The sequence below is a fragment of the Streptomyces sp. NPDC088097 genome (genome assembly GCF_044741845.1).
GTDB lineage: Bacteria > Actinomycetota > Actinomycetes > Streptomycetales > Streptomycetaceae > Streptomyces.
This window is the reverse complement of the sequence record NZ_JBIUTJ010000016.1, coordinates 20,895-35,003: the sequence shown is the minus strand read 5'-3', so window position 1 is coordinate 35,003 and position 14,109 is coordinate 20,895. Positions and strand designations below refer to the sequence as shown.

Annotated in this window: 8 protein-coding genes; 6 read left to right on the top strand and 2 right to left on the bottom strand. The window is 71.9% G+C overall.

The genetic code is table 11. From position 1 onward, the window contains the following. Positions 1–84 precede the first annotated feature (84 nt). The 4 genes from ACIOD1_RS30040 to ACIOD1_RS30025 all read left to right on the top strand — a co-directional run bounded on the left by ACIOD1_RS30040 (position 85) and on the right by ACIOD1_RS30025 (position 6,152). Complete coding sequence (locus ACIOD1_RS30040) at positions 85–1,446, top strand: ABC transporter substrate-binding protein (RefSeq protein WP_365624330.1); 1,362 nt, start codon at positions 85–87, stop codon at positions 1,444–1,446. 9 nt (positions 1,447–1,455) lie between these two features. Further along, positions 1,456–2,850 carry a carbohydrate ABC transporter permease gene (locus ACIOD1_RS30035; protein ID WP_401905976.1) on the top strand — a complete coding sequence of 465 codons (1,395 nt, stop codon included), beginning with the start codon at positions 1,456–1,458 and terminating at the stop codon, positions 2,848–2,850. Further along, entirely contained in the window at positions 2,847–3,764 is a 918-nt protein-coding gene (locus tag ACIOD1_RS30030) for a carbohydrate ABC transporter permease (protein ID WP_365624333.1), read from the top strand. Before ACIOD1_RS30035 ends, ACIOD1_RS30030 begins: the two co-directional genes overlap by 4 nt. A gap of 126 nt (positions 3,765–3,890) precedes the next feature. Next, positions 3,891–6,152 carry a bifunctional glycosyltransferase family 2 protein/CDP-glycerol:glycerophosphate glycerophosphotransferase gene (locus tag ACIOD1_RS30025; RefSeq protein WP_365624336.1) on the top strand — a complete coding sequence of 754 codons (2,262 nt, stop codon included), beginning with the start codon at positions 3,891–3,893 and terminating at the stop codon, positions 6,150–6,152. Between the two features lie 79 nt (positions 6,153–6,231). Here ACIOD1_RS30025 and ACIOD1_RS30020 read toward each other — a convergent pair whose 3' ends face one another. After that, positions 6,232–6,852, bottom strand: coding sequence for a TetR/AcrR family transcriptional regulator (locus ACIOD1_RS30020; protein WP_401905849.1), 621 nt, complete (start codon positions 6,850–6,852; stop codon positions 6,232–6,234). 183 nt (positions 6,853–7,035) lie between these two features. Between ACIOD1_RS30020 and ACIOD1_RS30015 the strand changes: the two genes are divergently transcribed. Continuing rightward, positions 7,036–7,947, top strand: a complete 912-nt coding sequence (locus tag ACIOD1_RS30015; protein ID WP_401905848.1) for an ABC transporter permease — start codon at positions 7,036–7,038, stop codon at positions 7,945–7,947. A gap of 94 nt (positions 7,948–8,041) precedes the next feature. Beyond that, positions 8,042–8,788, top strand: coding sequence for an ABC transporter ATP-binding protein (locus tag ACIOD1_RS30010; protein WP_365624429.1), 747 nt, complete (start codon positions 8,042–8,044; stop codon positions 8,786–8,788). Positions 8,789–8,886: 98 nt separating this feature from the next. Here the strand turns inward: ACIOD1_RS30010 and ACIOD1_RS30005 are convergent, their stop codons facing one another. Then, entirely contained in the window at positions 8,887–13,854 is a 4,968-nt protein-coding gene (locus ACIOD1_RS30005; RefSeq protein ID WP_401905847.1) for an NAD-glutamate dehydrogenase, read from the bottom strand. Positions 13,855–14,109 lie beyond the last annotated feature (255 nt).

The window sequence follows — 14,109 nt, the reverse complement described above, 5'->3', positions numbered from 1 at the left end:
GTCCCCGAGGCGGTATTGCGGGGGCGCGCGGGTCGGCGTAGACCTTGTGGTCCGGGACACACCACGGGCATCGGGGGCACAGCCATGCGCGAGCGCGGAACGAGCCGTAGGAAACTCTGCTGGACGGCCCTGGCGGCCGCGGGGGCGCTCGCGCTCACCGCGTGCGGCGGCGATCCGCAGCCGGGGCCGAAGGATCCCGACCAGGGTCAACCGTCGGCCTCCCGGGTGGAATTGCCGAAGCTGCCCGGCGAGAAGCTGGAGGTGGCGGCGGTCTGGACGGGCGCCGAACAGGCCAACTTCGTCAAGGTGCTGAAGGAGTTCGAGAAGCGGACGGGCGCCACCGTCACCTTCGTCCCGGCCCAGGACCCCATCGTCACCTTCCTCGGCACCAAGGTCGCTGGCGGCCAGCCGCCGGACGTGGCACTGCTCCCGCAGGTCGGGGCGCTGGTGGCGGCCGTGAAGAACAAGTGGGCGCAGCCGGTGGGCCCGGAGGCCAAGGCCCAGCTGGACGCCAACTACTCGGCGGGCTGGAAGGACCTCGGCTCGGTGGACGGCACCCCGTACGGGATCTACTACAAGGCCGCCAACAAATCGCTGGTCTGGTACAACGCGAAGGCCTTCGAGGCGGCCGGGGTCAAGCCCCCGAAGACCTGGAAGGAGCTGATCGCGGCGGCCGACACCCTGTCCGCGTCCGGCACCCCGGCGGTCTCGGTGGCGGGGGCGGACGGGTGGACCCTCACCGACTGGTTCGAGAACGTCTACCTCTCGCAGGCGGGTCCGGAGAAGTACGACCTGCTGGCGAAGCACGAGTTGAAGTGGACGGACGACAGCGTCAAGCAGGCGCTGACCACCCTGGGCGAGCTGTTCGGCCGCAAGGACTTCCTCGCGGGCGGCCCGACCGGCGCGCTGGCGACGGAGTTCCCGAAGTCGGTGACGCAGACCTTCACCGGTGGGGACCGACCCGCGGCGGCGATGGTCTTCGAGGGCGACTTCGTGGCGGTGAACATCGGCCAGACGGAGGCGAAGGTGGGCGAGGACGCCCTGGTCTTCCCCTTCCCGGCGGTGGGCGGGAAGGCTCCGGTGGTCTCGGGCGGTGACGTGGCGGTCGCGCTCAAGCCGTCGAAGGGGGCGCAGGCGCTGCTGACCTTCCTGGCCTCGGCGGACGCGGCGGAGATCCAGGCCCGCGAGGGCGGTTTCATCTCGCCGAACAAGGCGGTGGACCCGAAGGCGTACCCGAACGACATCCAGCGGGGCATCGCGAAGGCCCTGATCGCCGCGGGCGACGACTTCCGCTTCGACCTGTCGGACCAGGCCCCGGCGGCCTTCGGCGGGACCCCGGGCGCGGGCGAGTGGAAGGCGCTCCAGGACTTCCTGGCGAACCCGTCGGACGTGGCGGGGATCCAGGCGAGGCTGGAGGCGGACGCGGCCAAGGCCTACGGGAACTGACCCGTGACGATCAAGGACGCACGGACCGCGGAGCCGGCGCCGGAGCCGGCGGCGACGTCAGCGGCGGCGACAGCGGCGGGGCGGGCCCCGAAGTCCGGGGCCGCCCGCACGGGCCGGCCGGAGCGCCGGCGGCGCCGGCTGGTCGCGGCGGCCTTCATCCTGCCCACGCTGGTGCTGCTCGGGGCGCTCGTGGTGCACCCCATCGGCTACTCCCTCTACCGCAGCCTCTTCGACCGCTCCGGGGACGCCTTCGTCGGCGCGGACAACTACCGGGAGATCCTGAGCGACCCGACGATCCGCACCGCCCTGCGCAACACGATGCTGTGGGTGGTGTTGGCCCCGACCACGGCCACCGCCCTCGGCCTGATCTTCGCGGTGCTGACCGAACGGGTCCGCTGGGGCACGGCGTTCAAGCTGCTGGTCTTCATGCCGATGGCGATCTCGATGCTGGCGGCGGGCATCATCTTCCGGCTCGTCTACGACCAGGACCCCGACCGGGGCCTGGCCAACGCGGTGTGGGTCGGGGTGCACGACACCTTCGCCCCGTCCTCCGCCTTCCCCAAGGCCCGGCCGGGCCGGGACTCCCCGCTGGAGGCCGCCGAGGGCGGCGCCTTCGTGACGCGCGAGCCCGTGCGGGCGGGGACGGCGGCGCTGCTCCCGCTGGTCGGGGTGGCTCCGGAGGCCCTGCCGAAGGGGACCCGTACCGCCGGGACCTCCGAGGTCGGACCGGGCGAGGTCACCGGCACCGTCTGGCAGGACTTCACCCGGGGCGGGGGCGGCGCCGTCAACACGGTCGACCCGACCGAGCAGGGGTTCTCCGGGATGCGGGTCGAGGCGGTCCGGGACGGGCGGGTGGTGGCCTCGACCACAGCCCGCGCCGACGGCACCTTCACCCTGCCCGCAAGGGCGGACGGGGCGCTCCTGCGGCTGCCGGGGAGCAACTTCCGGGAGCCGTACGCGGGGGTCGGCTGGCTCGGTCCGACGCTGGTGACCCCGGCGGTGATCGGGGCGTACGTGTGGATGTGGGCCGGGTTCGCGATGGTGCTGATCGGGGCCGGGCTGGCGGCCGTGCCGCGCGAGCTGCTGGAGGCGGCCCGGGTGGACGGGGCGGGTGAGTGGCAGGTGTTCCGGCGGATCACCGTTCCGCTGTTGGGTCCGGTGTTGGCGGTGGTCCTGGTGACCTTGGTGATCAACGTGATGAAGGTCTTCGACCTGGTCTTCGTGATCGCCCCGGGCGCGGTCCAGGACGACGCGAACGTGCTCGCGCTCCAGCTCTACCGGACCTCCTTCGGGACGGACGCCGATCCGGGCCTGGGCAGTGCCATCGCGGTCCTGCTGTTGGTGCTGGTGGTGCCGGTGATGCTGCTGAACATCCGCCGCATGCGGAAGGAGTCCTCCCGATGAGCACGACGCGGTCGGCGCCCGCCCCCCACGGGGCGCCCGTTCCACCCGAACCCGTCAAGGCCCGGGGCGAGGGCTCCGGCCGGTGGGCGGCCCGCGCGGCGGGCGGGGCGCTGCGCGTCTTCCTCGTCCTGGCGGCGCTGTTCTGGTTGCTGCCGACGCTCGGGCTGCTGGTCTCGTCCTTCCTGTCGCCCACCGACCTCAACGACGGCGGCTGGTGGCGGGTCCTGACGGAGCCCTCCCGGCTGACGGTGTCGAACTACGACCGGCTGCTCTCCAACGACACCATCACCGGTTCGCTGCTGAGCACGGTGGCCATCGCGGTTCCGGCGACCCTGTTGGTGCTCGTACTGGGCTCCTTGGCCGGGTACGCCTTCGCCTGGCTGGAGTTCCCGGGCCGGGACTGGCTGTTCCTGGTCGTGGTCGGGCTGCTGGTGGTCCCCGTGCAGGTGGCGTTGATCCCGGTGTCCGAACTCTTCGGCTCGGTGGGCCTGTTCGAGACGACGGCGGGCGTGGTGCTGTTCCACACCGCCTTCGGCCTTCCCTTCGCGGTGTTCCTGTTGCGGAACTTCTTCGCCGAGATCCCGCGCGAGCTGCTGGAGGCGGCGCGCCTGGACGGGGCGGGCGAACTGCGCCTGTTCGCCCGGGTGGTGCTGCCGCTCGGCGGGCCGGCCATCGCCTCGCTCGGCATCTTCCAGTTCCTGTGGGTGTGGAACGACATGTTGGTGGCGCTGGTCTTCGCGGACTCGGCGCACCCGCCCGTGACGGTCGCGCTCCAGCAGCAGGTGCGGCAGTTCGGGAACAACATCGACGTGTTGGCCCCGGGGGCCTTCCTGTCGATGGTCGTGCCGTTGGTGGTCTTCTTCGCCTTCCAGCGACAGTTCGTGTCGGGCGTGATGGCGGGAGCGATCAAGTAACCCTTTGGATCAAGGCGTTGACGTGCGGCGTTGACGCCGGACAACCCGAATGCCACAGGGTGCGTAACCCGATCGGCGCGCGCGCGGTTCCTGGCCCATATGCCCGCGCCGACCCCTGGATGTGCCGTGCCCCGGTTCAGCGTCATCGTGCCCGCGTACAAGGTTCAGGCGTACCTCCAGGAGAGTCTGGAGTCGGTCCTGTCCCAGTCGTACGGGGATCTGGAGCTGATCGCGGTCGACGACGCCTCCCCGGACGCCTGCGGGTCCCTCATCGACGAGCACGCCGCCCGTGACCCCCGGGTCACGGCCGTGCACCTGACGCACAACCTCGGCCTGGGTCCGGCCCGCAACGCGGGTCTGGCGCGGGCCACCGGCGACTACGTGGTCTTCCTCGACGGCGACGACACCCTGGCCCCCGGCGCCCTCCGGGCCATCGCCGACCGGATCAAGGCCACCGGCTCCCCCGACGTCCTGGTCTACGACTACGCGCGCACCTTCTGGACCGGCGAACTGGTCCGCAACCGCCTCGCGCACCGCCTCTCCGAGGAGGGCCCGGCCAGCTTCCGGCTCGCCGACCGCCCGGCCCTGCTCGGCATGCTGATGGTGGTGTGGAACAAGGCGTACCGCCGCGAGTACGTGGAGCGCGAGGGCCTCACGTTCCCGCCCGGTTTCTACGAGGACACCCCCTGGACCTATCCGGCGCTGCTGGCCGCCGAGTCCGTGGCCGTCCTCGACCGGGTCTGCGTGCACTACCGCCAGCGCCGGACGGGCTCGATCCTGACCACCACCAGCCGTCGCCACCTCGACATCTTCGACCAGTACGACCGGGTCTTCGGCTACCTCTGCGGTCGCCCCGAACTGGAGCGCTGGCGGCCCACGGTGCACCGTCGGATGGCCGAGCACTTCTGCGCCCTGTACGCCGACCCGCGCCGCCTCCCGCGCGCCTCCCGCGCCGAGTTCTTCTCCCGGGCCTCCGCCCTGCTGCGCCGGCACCGCACCCCGGCCGTCGGGAGCGGCGCCCGGTCGCTGTCCCTGTCGCGCACCGACCGGGTGCGGCACACCCTGATGCGGTGGGGCGCCCGGCGCACGTACCGGCTGCTGTCGGTCCTGCGCGCGGGCGCGCTGGCCGGGGCCGGCGCGGGCTCGACCCTGGGGCGGGGCCTGCGCGAGACCTCCCTGCGCCTGCACTACCGGATCCAGCGCCTGCTGCCGCTGCGCCCGGAGCTGGCGGTGTTCTCCGCCTACTGGCACGGCGGCTACGCCTGCAACCCGGCGGCCATCGAGGCGAAGCTGCGCGAACTGTCCCCCAGGATGCGCACCGCGTGGATCTGCGACCCCCGCCACGCCTCGACCCTCCCGCCGCAGACGGCCCGGCTCCGGCCGGGCACGGCCGCGTACTGGACGGCCCTGGCGCGGGCCACGTACCTGACCACGAACGTCAACTTCGACCGCGGGCTGGTCAAGCGCCCCGGGCAGATCCTGGTGCAGACCCAGCACGGCACCCCGCTCAAGCGGGTGGGCCTCGACCTCCAGGACCGGCCGGCGGCCACCCCCACCACGGACTTCGCCGGCCTGCTGCGGGGCGCCGACCAGTGGGACTACCTGCTCTCGGCGAACCGGCACTCGACCCTGGTCTGGGAGAAGGCCGTCCCCGCCTCCTACACGACCCTCGAATACGGCTATCCGCGCAACGACGCCTTCCACCGGGCGAGCCGGTCCGACGTCCTGGAGCTGCGCGAGCGCCTCGGCGTCCCGCCGGGATCGACGGCGATCCTCTACGCCCCCACCCACCGCGACTACCGGCGCAGCCGGCCCGAGCACCTGGACTTCGAGCGGGTCCTGCGCGACCTCGGCCCGCGCTACGTGGTGCTGGCCCGCACCCACCTGACGTACGCGGGCACCGGCGCGCCGGGGGATCCGCACCCGCGCCTGATCGACGTCTCCGACCACCCCTCGGTGGAGGAGCTGTGCCTGGCCTCGGACGCGCTGGTGACGGACTACTCGTCCCTGATGTTCGACTACGCGGCGCTGGACCGGCCGATCGTGATCCACGCGGACGACTGGGAGGCGTACGAGGCGGCCCGCGGTACCTACTTCGACCTGCGGGCCTGTCCGCCGGGGGCGATCGCCCGCACCGAGGACGAGCTCGTGGACATCTTCGCGACCGGCCACTGGCAGGGCTCCCGCTCGGCCCAGCTCCGCGCGGCGTTCCGGTCCCGGTTCTGCTCCTTCGACGACGGCCACGCGGCGGAACGCGTCGTGCGCCGCGTCTTCCTGGGCCAGTCCGCCCCGCTCCCGGCGATCACCCCCCTGGAGGACCGCCGCCCCGCTCCCCCGGCGCCCTCCCCGACCCCGGAGCCCACGCTGAGCCACCGCTTCGCCTTCTGACGCGCCTCGCGGGTCGGGATCCGGCGCCGGGTGCGGTGCCGGCTCAGGGTCGGCTCCGGTCGGGCCTCGGCGGCCGGCGTCAGACGGCCCGCAGGCCCGCCACCACCGCGCGGGCCAGCTCGTCGAGGTAGCCCGCCGGCACGGCGTCCCGTACGACGACCTGGCGCCAGTACAGCGGCCCGATCGCCAGGTCGAGCGCCCGCTCCGGGCAGGCGGACCCGGGCAGTTCCCCGCGCCCGACGGCCTCGGCCACGATCCCCTCGGCGAGCCGACGCTGCCCGTCCAGCAGGGCCCCCCGGACCGCGTCGGCGATCTCCGGGTTCCGCGCGGCCTCCACCAGCAGGTCCGGGATCACCGCCGAGGCCACCGGGTGCCGCAGCACGTGGGACATGACCTCCAGCAGGGCCCGTACGTCCCCGTAGAGCGAGCCCGTCGCGGGGACGGGCAGGCCGTCGGTGGCGAAGGCGCCGACCAGGTCCAGCACCAGGTGCAGCTTGGACTTCCACCGGCGGTAGACGGCCGTCTTGCCGACCCCGGCCCGCCGCGCGATGCCCTCGATCGACATCCGGGCGAAGCCCACCGCCGCCAGTTCCTCCACCACGGCCGCCCGGATCGCCTCGGTCACGTCCTCGCGCAGAACGGCGGCCCCGGCGGGGGCTCGGCGGGCGGCGGCGGGTACGGCGGCAGGCTCGGTGGTCATGCACAGAGCATAGCCGTGCACGCCGCCACTCACCCGTCACGACGATACGGTTGCGTTCCATCGCAACATCGGCCTAATCTCGCCGTAGCGACGATACGGACCCGTCCCGTCCTCCGGTCCTCTCCGGAGCACCCGACGGCGAAGCCCCGGACCCCGGCGAAAGCGACTACTGTGACCGCCCCTGTGACCGCGACAACGGCGCGCACCGCGCCCCCGGCCCCCGCGACCGCCACCCCGGCGGAGCGGGCGGCGGCCCACGGCCTGACCATCAGCGGCGCCCGCCCCTCGCTGCCCCGCTACATCGCGCAGCTCTGGAGCCGGCGCCACTTCGTGACGGCGTACGCCACCGCCCGGATGCACGCCACGTACAGCACGGCCAAGCTCGGGCAGGTCTGGCACCTGGTGACACCGCTGCTCAACGCGGCCGTCTACTACTTCATCTTCGGCATCATCATGCGCGCCAGCCACGGCGTGGCCGACTACCTGCCGTTCCTGATCACCGGCGTGTTCGTCTGGGACTTCATCGGCAGCTCGATCAACGCCGGCACCCGCGCCGTGCACTCCAACCTCGGCCTGGTCCGGGCCCTGCACTTCCCCCGGGCCAGCCTGCCCATCTCCACCGTCGTCCAGCTCTTCCAACAGCTGCTCGTCACCATGGGCGCACTGGTCATCCTGCTGCTGGCCTTCGGCCAGACCCCTTCGCCGGCCTGGCTGCTCGCCTTCCCCACGCTCCTGCTGATGGCCGTCTTCTGCGCGGGCTGCGCGATGGTCATGGCCCGCATCGGCAGCAAGAGCCCGGACATCAGCCAGCTGATGCCGTTCGTCCTGCGCACCTGGATGTACGCCTCGGGCGTGATGTGGTCCATCGACTCCATGCTCGCGAAGGACCACCTGCCGCACTGGATCCTGTTGGCGCTCAAGGCCAACCCGGCGGCCGTCTACATCGACCTCATGCGCTTCGCCCTGATCGACAGCTTCAAGGCGGGCTCGCTGCCCCACCACGTCTGGCCGATCGCCATCGGCTGGGCCCTGCTCGCCGGCGTCGGCGGGTTCGTCTACTTCTGGAAGGCAGAGGAGGAGTACGGCCGTGGCTGACATCCTGACCCGACACTCGACGCACACGACAGCGAACACAACGGCGACCACGACGGCGACCACCGCGGCGGCCCCGGACACCCGGGTCCCGACCGTGATCGCGGACGAGGTCCACGTGATCTACAAGGTGCACGGCTCCGGCGGCGGCCGGGGCGCCGCCACCGCCGCCCTGAGCCGGATCTTCTCCCGCAAGCCCGCCCCCGGCATCCGCGAGGTGCACGCCGTCAAGGGCGTCAGCTTCACCGCCTACCGGGGCGAGGCCATCGGCCTCATCGGGACCAACGGCTCGGGCAAGTCCACCCTCCTTAAGGCCATCGCCGGCCTCCAGCCCGTGGCCTCGGGGGCGGTCTACTCCCACGGCCAGCCCTCCCTGCTCGGGGTGAACGCCGCCCTGATGAACGACCTGACCGGCGAACGCAACGTGGTCCTCGGCGGGCTCGCGATGGGCATGACCCGACAGCAGGTCCGCGAACGCTACGAGGACATCGTCGACTTCTCCGGCATCAACGAGAAGGGCGACTTCATCTCGCTGCCCATGCGCACCTACTCCTCCGGCATGGGCGCCCGGCTGCGCTTCTCCATCGCCGCGGCCAAGGACCACGACGTCCTGATGATCGACGAGGCCCTCGCCACCGGCGACGCGGCCTTCCAACGGCGCAGCCAGGCCCGCATCGAGGAGCTGCGCGAGCGGGCCGGCACGGTCTTCCTCGTCAGCCACGGCATCGGCACGGTCCGCGAGACCTGCGACCGCGCGATCTGGCTGGAAGCGGGCGTCCTGCGCATGGACGGCCCCTCGCGAGAGGTCTGCGACGCCTACGAGGCCTTCACCTCGGGCCGCTGACCCCGGCGGCGGGCGCGGCGCGCGCCCCGCGGTACGCGCGGCGGCCCGGGACCAGTGGTCCCGGGCCGCCGCGTTCACCCCCCTTGAGGGGGCGTCGCTCAGCTGTGCGTGCGCAGCAGCGAGCGCATGGTGCGCATCGCCACGGACAGGTTCGCCAGGTCGAAGTCGTCCGACCCGCGGATCTCGTCCAGGGTCGAGCGGGCCCGCCCGATGATCGCCGCGTTCTTGTCCTCCCACGCCTTGAAGCGCTCTTCGGGAGTGGAAGTGCCGTTGCCCACCGACAGCACGTCTGAGGTCAGGGCCGCGTGCGCCGCGAAGAGGTCCTCGCGGATGGAGGCACGGGCCATCGACTGCCAGCGGTCGGACCGCGGGAGTTCGATGATGCGGTCCATCAGCTGCGTGATCTCCAGGCGGTCGGCGAGGTCGTAGTACACCTCGGCGACGGCGAGGGGGTCCAGGCCCGTCCGGTCGGCGATGGCGACGATGTCCAGCGTCGGGAAGGCGGAGGAGAAGCCGGCGACCTTCGCCGCGAGCTCCTCCGGCACGCCCTCGCCGGTCAGCTCGTCCATGATCGACCGGTACCACTCCAGGTCCGCGCCGCGCACCAGCTTCGGCAGCTCCGACCACACCTGCTCGACCCGGGCCGTGAACAGCTCGATGGTCTCGGTGATCTGGAGCGGCTGCGGGCGGTTGTTCAGCAGCCAGCGGGTGCCGCGCTCGACCAGGCGGCGCGAGTGCAGGCGCACCCGGGTCTGGACATCGGCGGCGACCTTGTTGTCCAGGGCCTCGACGGCGTCCCAGACCTCGGCCATGCCGAAGATCTCGCGGGCCGAGAGCTGGGCCCGCACGATCTCCTCGGTGGAGGCTCCGGTCTCCTCCCGCAGGCGGTGCAGGAAGGTCGAACCGCCGGTGTTGACGGTGTCGTTGACCAGGAGGGTGGTGATGATCTCCCGGCGCAGGGCGTGCGCGTCGATCTGCTCGGGGAACGTGCCGCGCAGGGCGCCCGGGAAGTAGGCCAGCAGCAGACGGCGCAGGTACGGGTCGTCCGGCAGCTCGGTCGCGATCAGTTCGTCCGCCACCGTGATCTTGGTGTAGGCGAAGAGGACGGCCAGTTCCGGCTGGGTCAGGCCCTTGCCGCTGCCCAGGAGTTCGCGGATCTGCCGGTCGGTGGGCAGGAACTCCAGCTCGCGGTTGAGCAGCCCGGCGCGCTCCAGGCGGCGCATGAAGCGTTGCTGGGCGTGGAGCAGGCTGGGCGCCTGGGCGGCGCCGTTGGCGAGCGCGGTGTTCTGCGCGTAGTTGTTGCGCAGCACCAGCCGGCCGACCTCGTCGGTCATCTCGGCGAGCAGCTTGTTGCGCTGCTTGACGGTCATGTCGCCGTCCGTGACCACCGCGTTGAGCAGGATCTTGATGTTCACCTCGTGGTCGGAGGTGTCCACGCCGGCGCTGTTGTCGATGGCGTCGGTGTTGATCTTGCCGCCGTCGCCGCCGGCTCCGGTGCGGGCGAACTCGATGCGGCCGAGCTGGGTCAGACCGAGGTTGCCGCCCTCGCCGATGACCTTCGCGCGGACGTCCGAGCCGTTGACGCGGATGGCGTCGTTGGCCTTGTCGCCGACGTCGGCGTGCGTCTCGGCGGTCGCCTTGACGTACGTGCCGATGCCGCCGTTCCACAGCAGGTCGACCGGGGCCCGCAGGACGGCCTGCATCAGCTCGGCGGGGGTCATCTTGGTGACGCCCGCCTCGATGCCGAGGGCCTCGCGGATCTGCGCGTTGACCGGGATCGCCTTGGCGGTGCGCGGGTGGATCCCGCCACCCGCCGACAGCAGCGCGGTGTCGTAGTCCGCCCACGAGGAACGCGGCAGGTCGAAGAGGCGGCGGCGCTCGGCGTAGGAGGTGGCCGCGTCCGGGTTCGGGTCGATGAAGATGTGCCGGTGGTCGAAGGCCGCGACGAGGCGGATGTGCTCGGAGAGCAGCATGCCGTTGCCGAAGACGTCTCCGGACATGTCGCCGACGCCGACGACGGTGAAGTCCTCGCTCTGGGTGTCGTGGCCCAGCTCGCGGAAGTGGCGCTCGACCGACACCCAGGCACCGCGGGCGGTGATGCCCATGCCCTTGTGGTCGTAGCCGGCGGAACCGCCGGAGGCGAAGGCGTCGCCCAGCCAGAAGCCGTAGGCCTCCGCGACGCCGTTGGCGATGTCGGAGAAGGTGGCGGTGCCCTTGTCGGCGGCGACGACGAGGTAGGTGTCGTCCTCGTCGTGGCGGACCACGCCCTTGGGCGGCAGGACCTCGCCGGCCACCATGTTGTCGGTGATGTCGAGCAGCGCCGAGATGAAGATCTTGTACGAGGCGATGCCCTCGGCGAGCCAGGCGTCGCGGTCCACCGACGGGTCGGGGAGGTTCTTCGCGACGAAGCCGCCCTTGGCGCCGACCGGCACGATGACGGTGTTCTTGACCATCTGCGCCTTGACCAGGCCGAGGATCTCCGTACGGAAGTCCTCGCGCCGGTCCGACCAGCGCAGGCCGCCGCGGGCGACCTTGCCGAAGCGCAGGTGGACGCCCTCGACGCGCGGGGAGTACACCCAGATCTCGAAGGCCGGGCGCGGCGCCGGCAGGTCCGGGATGGCCTGCGGGTCGAACTTCATCGACACGTAGGAGTGCTGCTCGCCCGAGTCGTTGAGCTGGAAGAAGTTGGTCCGCAGGGTGGCCTTGATGAGGGTGAGGAACGCCCGCAGGATGCGGTCCTCGTCGAGCGAGGCGACCTGGTCCAGGGCCCCGTCCAGCTCCTCCAGCATGGCGTCGACCAGCTCGCTGCCGGCGGTCTGCCGGGCGGGCGACATCCGGGCCTCGAAGAGGGAGACCAGCAGCCGGGTGGTGTGGACGTTGTTGCGGAGGGTGTCCTCCATGTAGTCCTGGCTGAAGGTGGAGCCGGCCTGGCGCAGGTACTTGGCGTACGCGCGCAGGACCACGGCCTGGCGCCAGGTCAGTCCGGCGCCCAGGACGAGGGTGTTGAAGTTGTCGTTCTCGGCGTCGCCGGTCCAGACGGCCGCGAAGGCCTCCTGGAAGCGCTCGCGGGCGTCGTCGCCGAGGTAGGAGTCCCCGTTGCCCGGCGCCAGCGGCATGCGCAGCCCGAAGTCGTAGATCCAGGCGCTGACCCGGTCGGTGCGGCGCAGCTCGTAGGGGCGCTCGTCGGTGACCTCGACGCCCAGGCGCTGGAGGACCGGCAGGACGGCGGAGAGGGAGACCTGGTCGCCGGTCCGGTAGATCTTGAAGCGGCGCTCGCCGGGGCCCGCGCCGACCGGCTCGTAGAGGGACAGCGCGAACTCGCGCTCGCTCGCGGAGAGCCGCTCCAGGTGGCACAGGTCGGCGACGGCCGCGCGCGGCGAGTGGTCGGCCTTGTAGCCCTCGGGGAAGGAGGTGCCGTACTTGCGCAGCAGCTCGGCGGCGCGCTCCTCGCCCAGCTCGGCGGTGAGGGCCTCGCCGAAGCCGTCGGCCCAGGAGCGGGCGGCCTCGACCAGGCGGGCCTCGATGCGGTCGACATCGGCGTCGGTGAGCACGGGCAGTTCGGTGCCCTGCGGGACGCGGACGACGAAGTGGATGCGGGACAGGATCGACTCGGTGTTCCAGGCGGTGAAGTCGACGCTGATGCCGTCGAGCTCCTCCTTCAGGATGTCGATCAGGCGCAGCCGCACGCCGGTGGTGTAGCGGTCGCGCGGCAGGTAGACCAGCGCGGAGTAGTAGCGGCCGTACTCATCCTGGCGCAGGTACAGGCGCAGCCGGCGGCGCTCCTGGAGGTACAGGACGGAGGTGACGATGGCCCGGAGCTGGTCGACCGGGGTCTGGAACAGCTCGTCGCGCGGGTAGGTCTCCAGGATCTGGAGCAGGTCGCGGCCGTCGTGGCTGGACGGCGCGAAACCGGCGCCGGACAGGACCTCGGCGACCTTGCGGCGGACCACCGGGACGCGGCGCACGGACTCGGTGTAGGCGGCCGAGGAGAACAGGCCGAGGAAGCGGCGCTCGCCGACCACGTTGCCGTCGGCGTCGAACTTCTTCACCCCGACATAGTCGAGGTAGGAGGGGCGGTGCACCGTGGAGCGGCTGTTGGCCTTGGTCAGCACCAGCAGGCGGTGCTCGCGGGCCTTGGCGCGGGCGTCGGCGGGCAGCCGGTTGAAGGACGGGGACACCGGGTGGCCGTCCTCCTTGCCGCTGTGCAGCGGGTCGGAGCGCAGGATGCCGAGGCCGGTGCCGGGGACGGCGCTGAGGGCGTCGCCGTCGACGAGGTTGTACTCGCGGAAGCCGAGGAAGGTGAAGTGGTCGTCGGCGAGCCAGCGCAGCAGCTCGCGGGCCTCTTCGAGCTCGTACTCGCGCAGGTCGGGCGCGGTGGGCTCGGCGGGCAGCTCGTCGGCGATGCGCAGCGCGGCGTCGCGCATCTTCTCCCAGTCCTCGACGGACTCGCGGACGTCGGACAGGACGCGCAGCAGGTCGACGGTGATCTGCTTGAGGTCGGCCTTGTCGGTCTCGCGGTCGATCTCGACGTGGATCCAGGACTCCACGAGGGAGTCGTGGGGGCGCGCGGTGCGGGGACCGTGGGCGTCGCAGTCGGGGCCGAGGATCTCGATGAGCCTGCCGGTGACGTCACGGCGCACGACGACCTGCGGGTGGATCACGACGTGGATGCCGCGGCCCTGGCGGGACAGCTCGTTGGTGACGGAGTCCACGAGGAACGGCATGTCGTCGGTGACCACCTCGACGACCGAGTGGCTGGAGGTCCAGCCGTTCTCCTCGACCGTCGGGGTGTGCACGCGCACGTTCGCGGTGCCCTGCGGTCGGTTCTCGGCCAGCCGGTAGTGGGAGAGCGCCGCCCCGAACACGTCGACCGGGTCCCGGTCGGCGAGGTCCTCGGGTGCCGTGTGCAGGTAGTAGCGCTGGAGGTAGGGGAGCGCGGTGCCCGCGCCGGTGCGTTCCCCCCGCTCTGCCCCAGTCGGAAGTAGCCCCCCGGCCGGGCTGTTCTCAGCTACCCGTGCCGCCCGCGCGAGCAGCTCGGCCTTTGCTTCGTCCAGCTTGGTCTGCATGTCCTCTGGCTCCTGTCGCGCGCCATTGCGTGACGTAGGTGAAGGAAGGAATGGCACAGCGCCCCGTCGAAGCGGGATGTCCGTCCGGATTCGTTGTCGACGCTATGCCGTCGGTGAAGCCGCCCTGGAGGGTTTCGGCCAAGATCGGCACGAGGTCCGGGCAGCGGGGACCAGCGAGGGCCCGGGCACGTGTGTGCGCCGGGCGCGGGACGGGGGCGTCCGTGCCCCCGAGGACTATCGCGCTGATCACGGGTC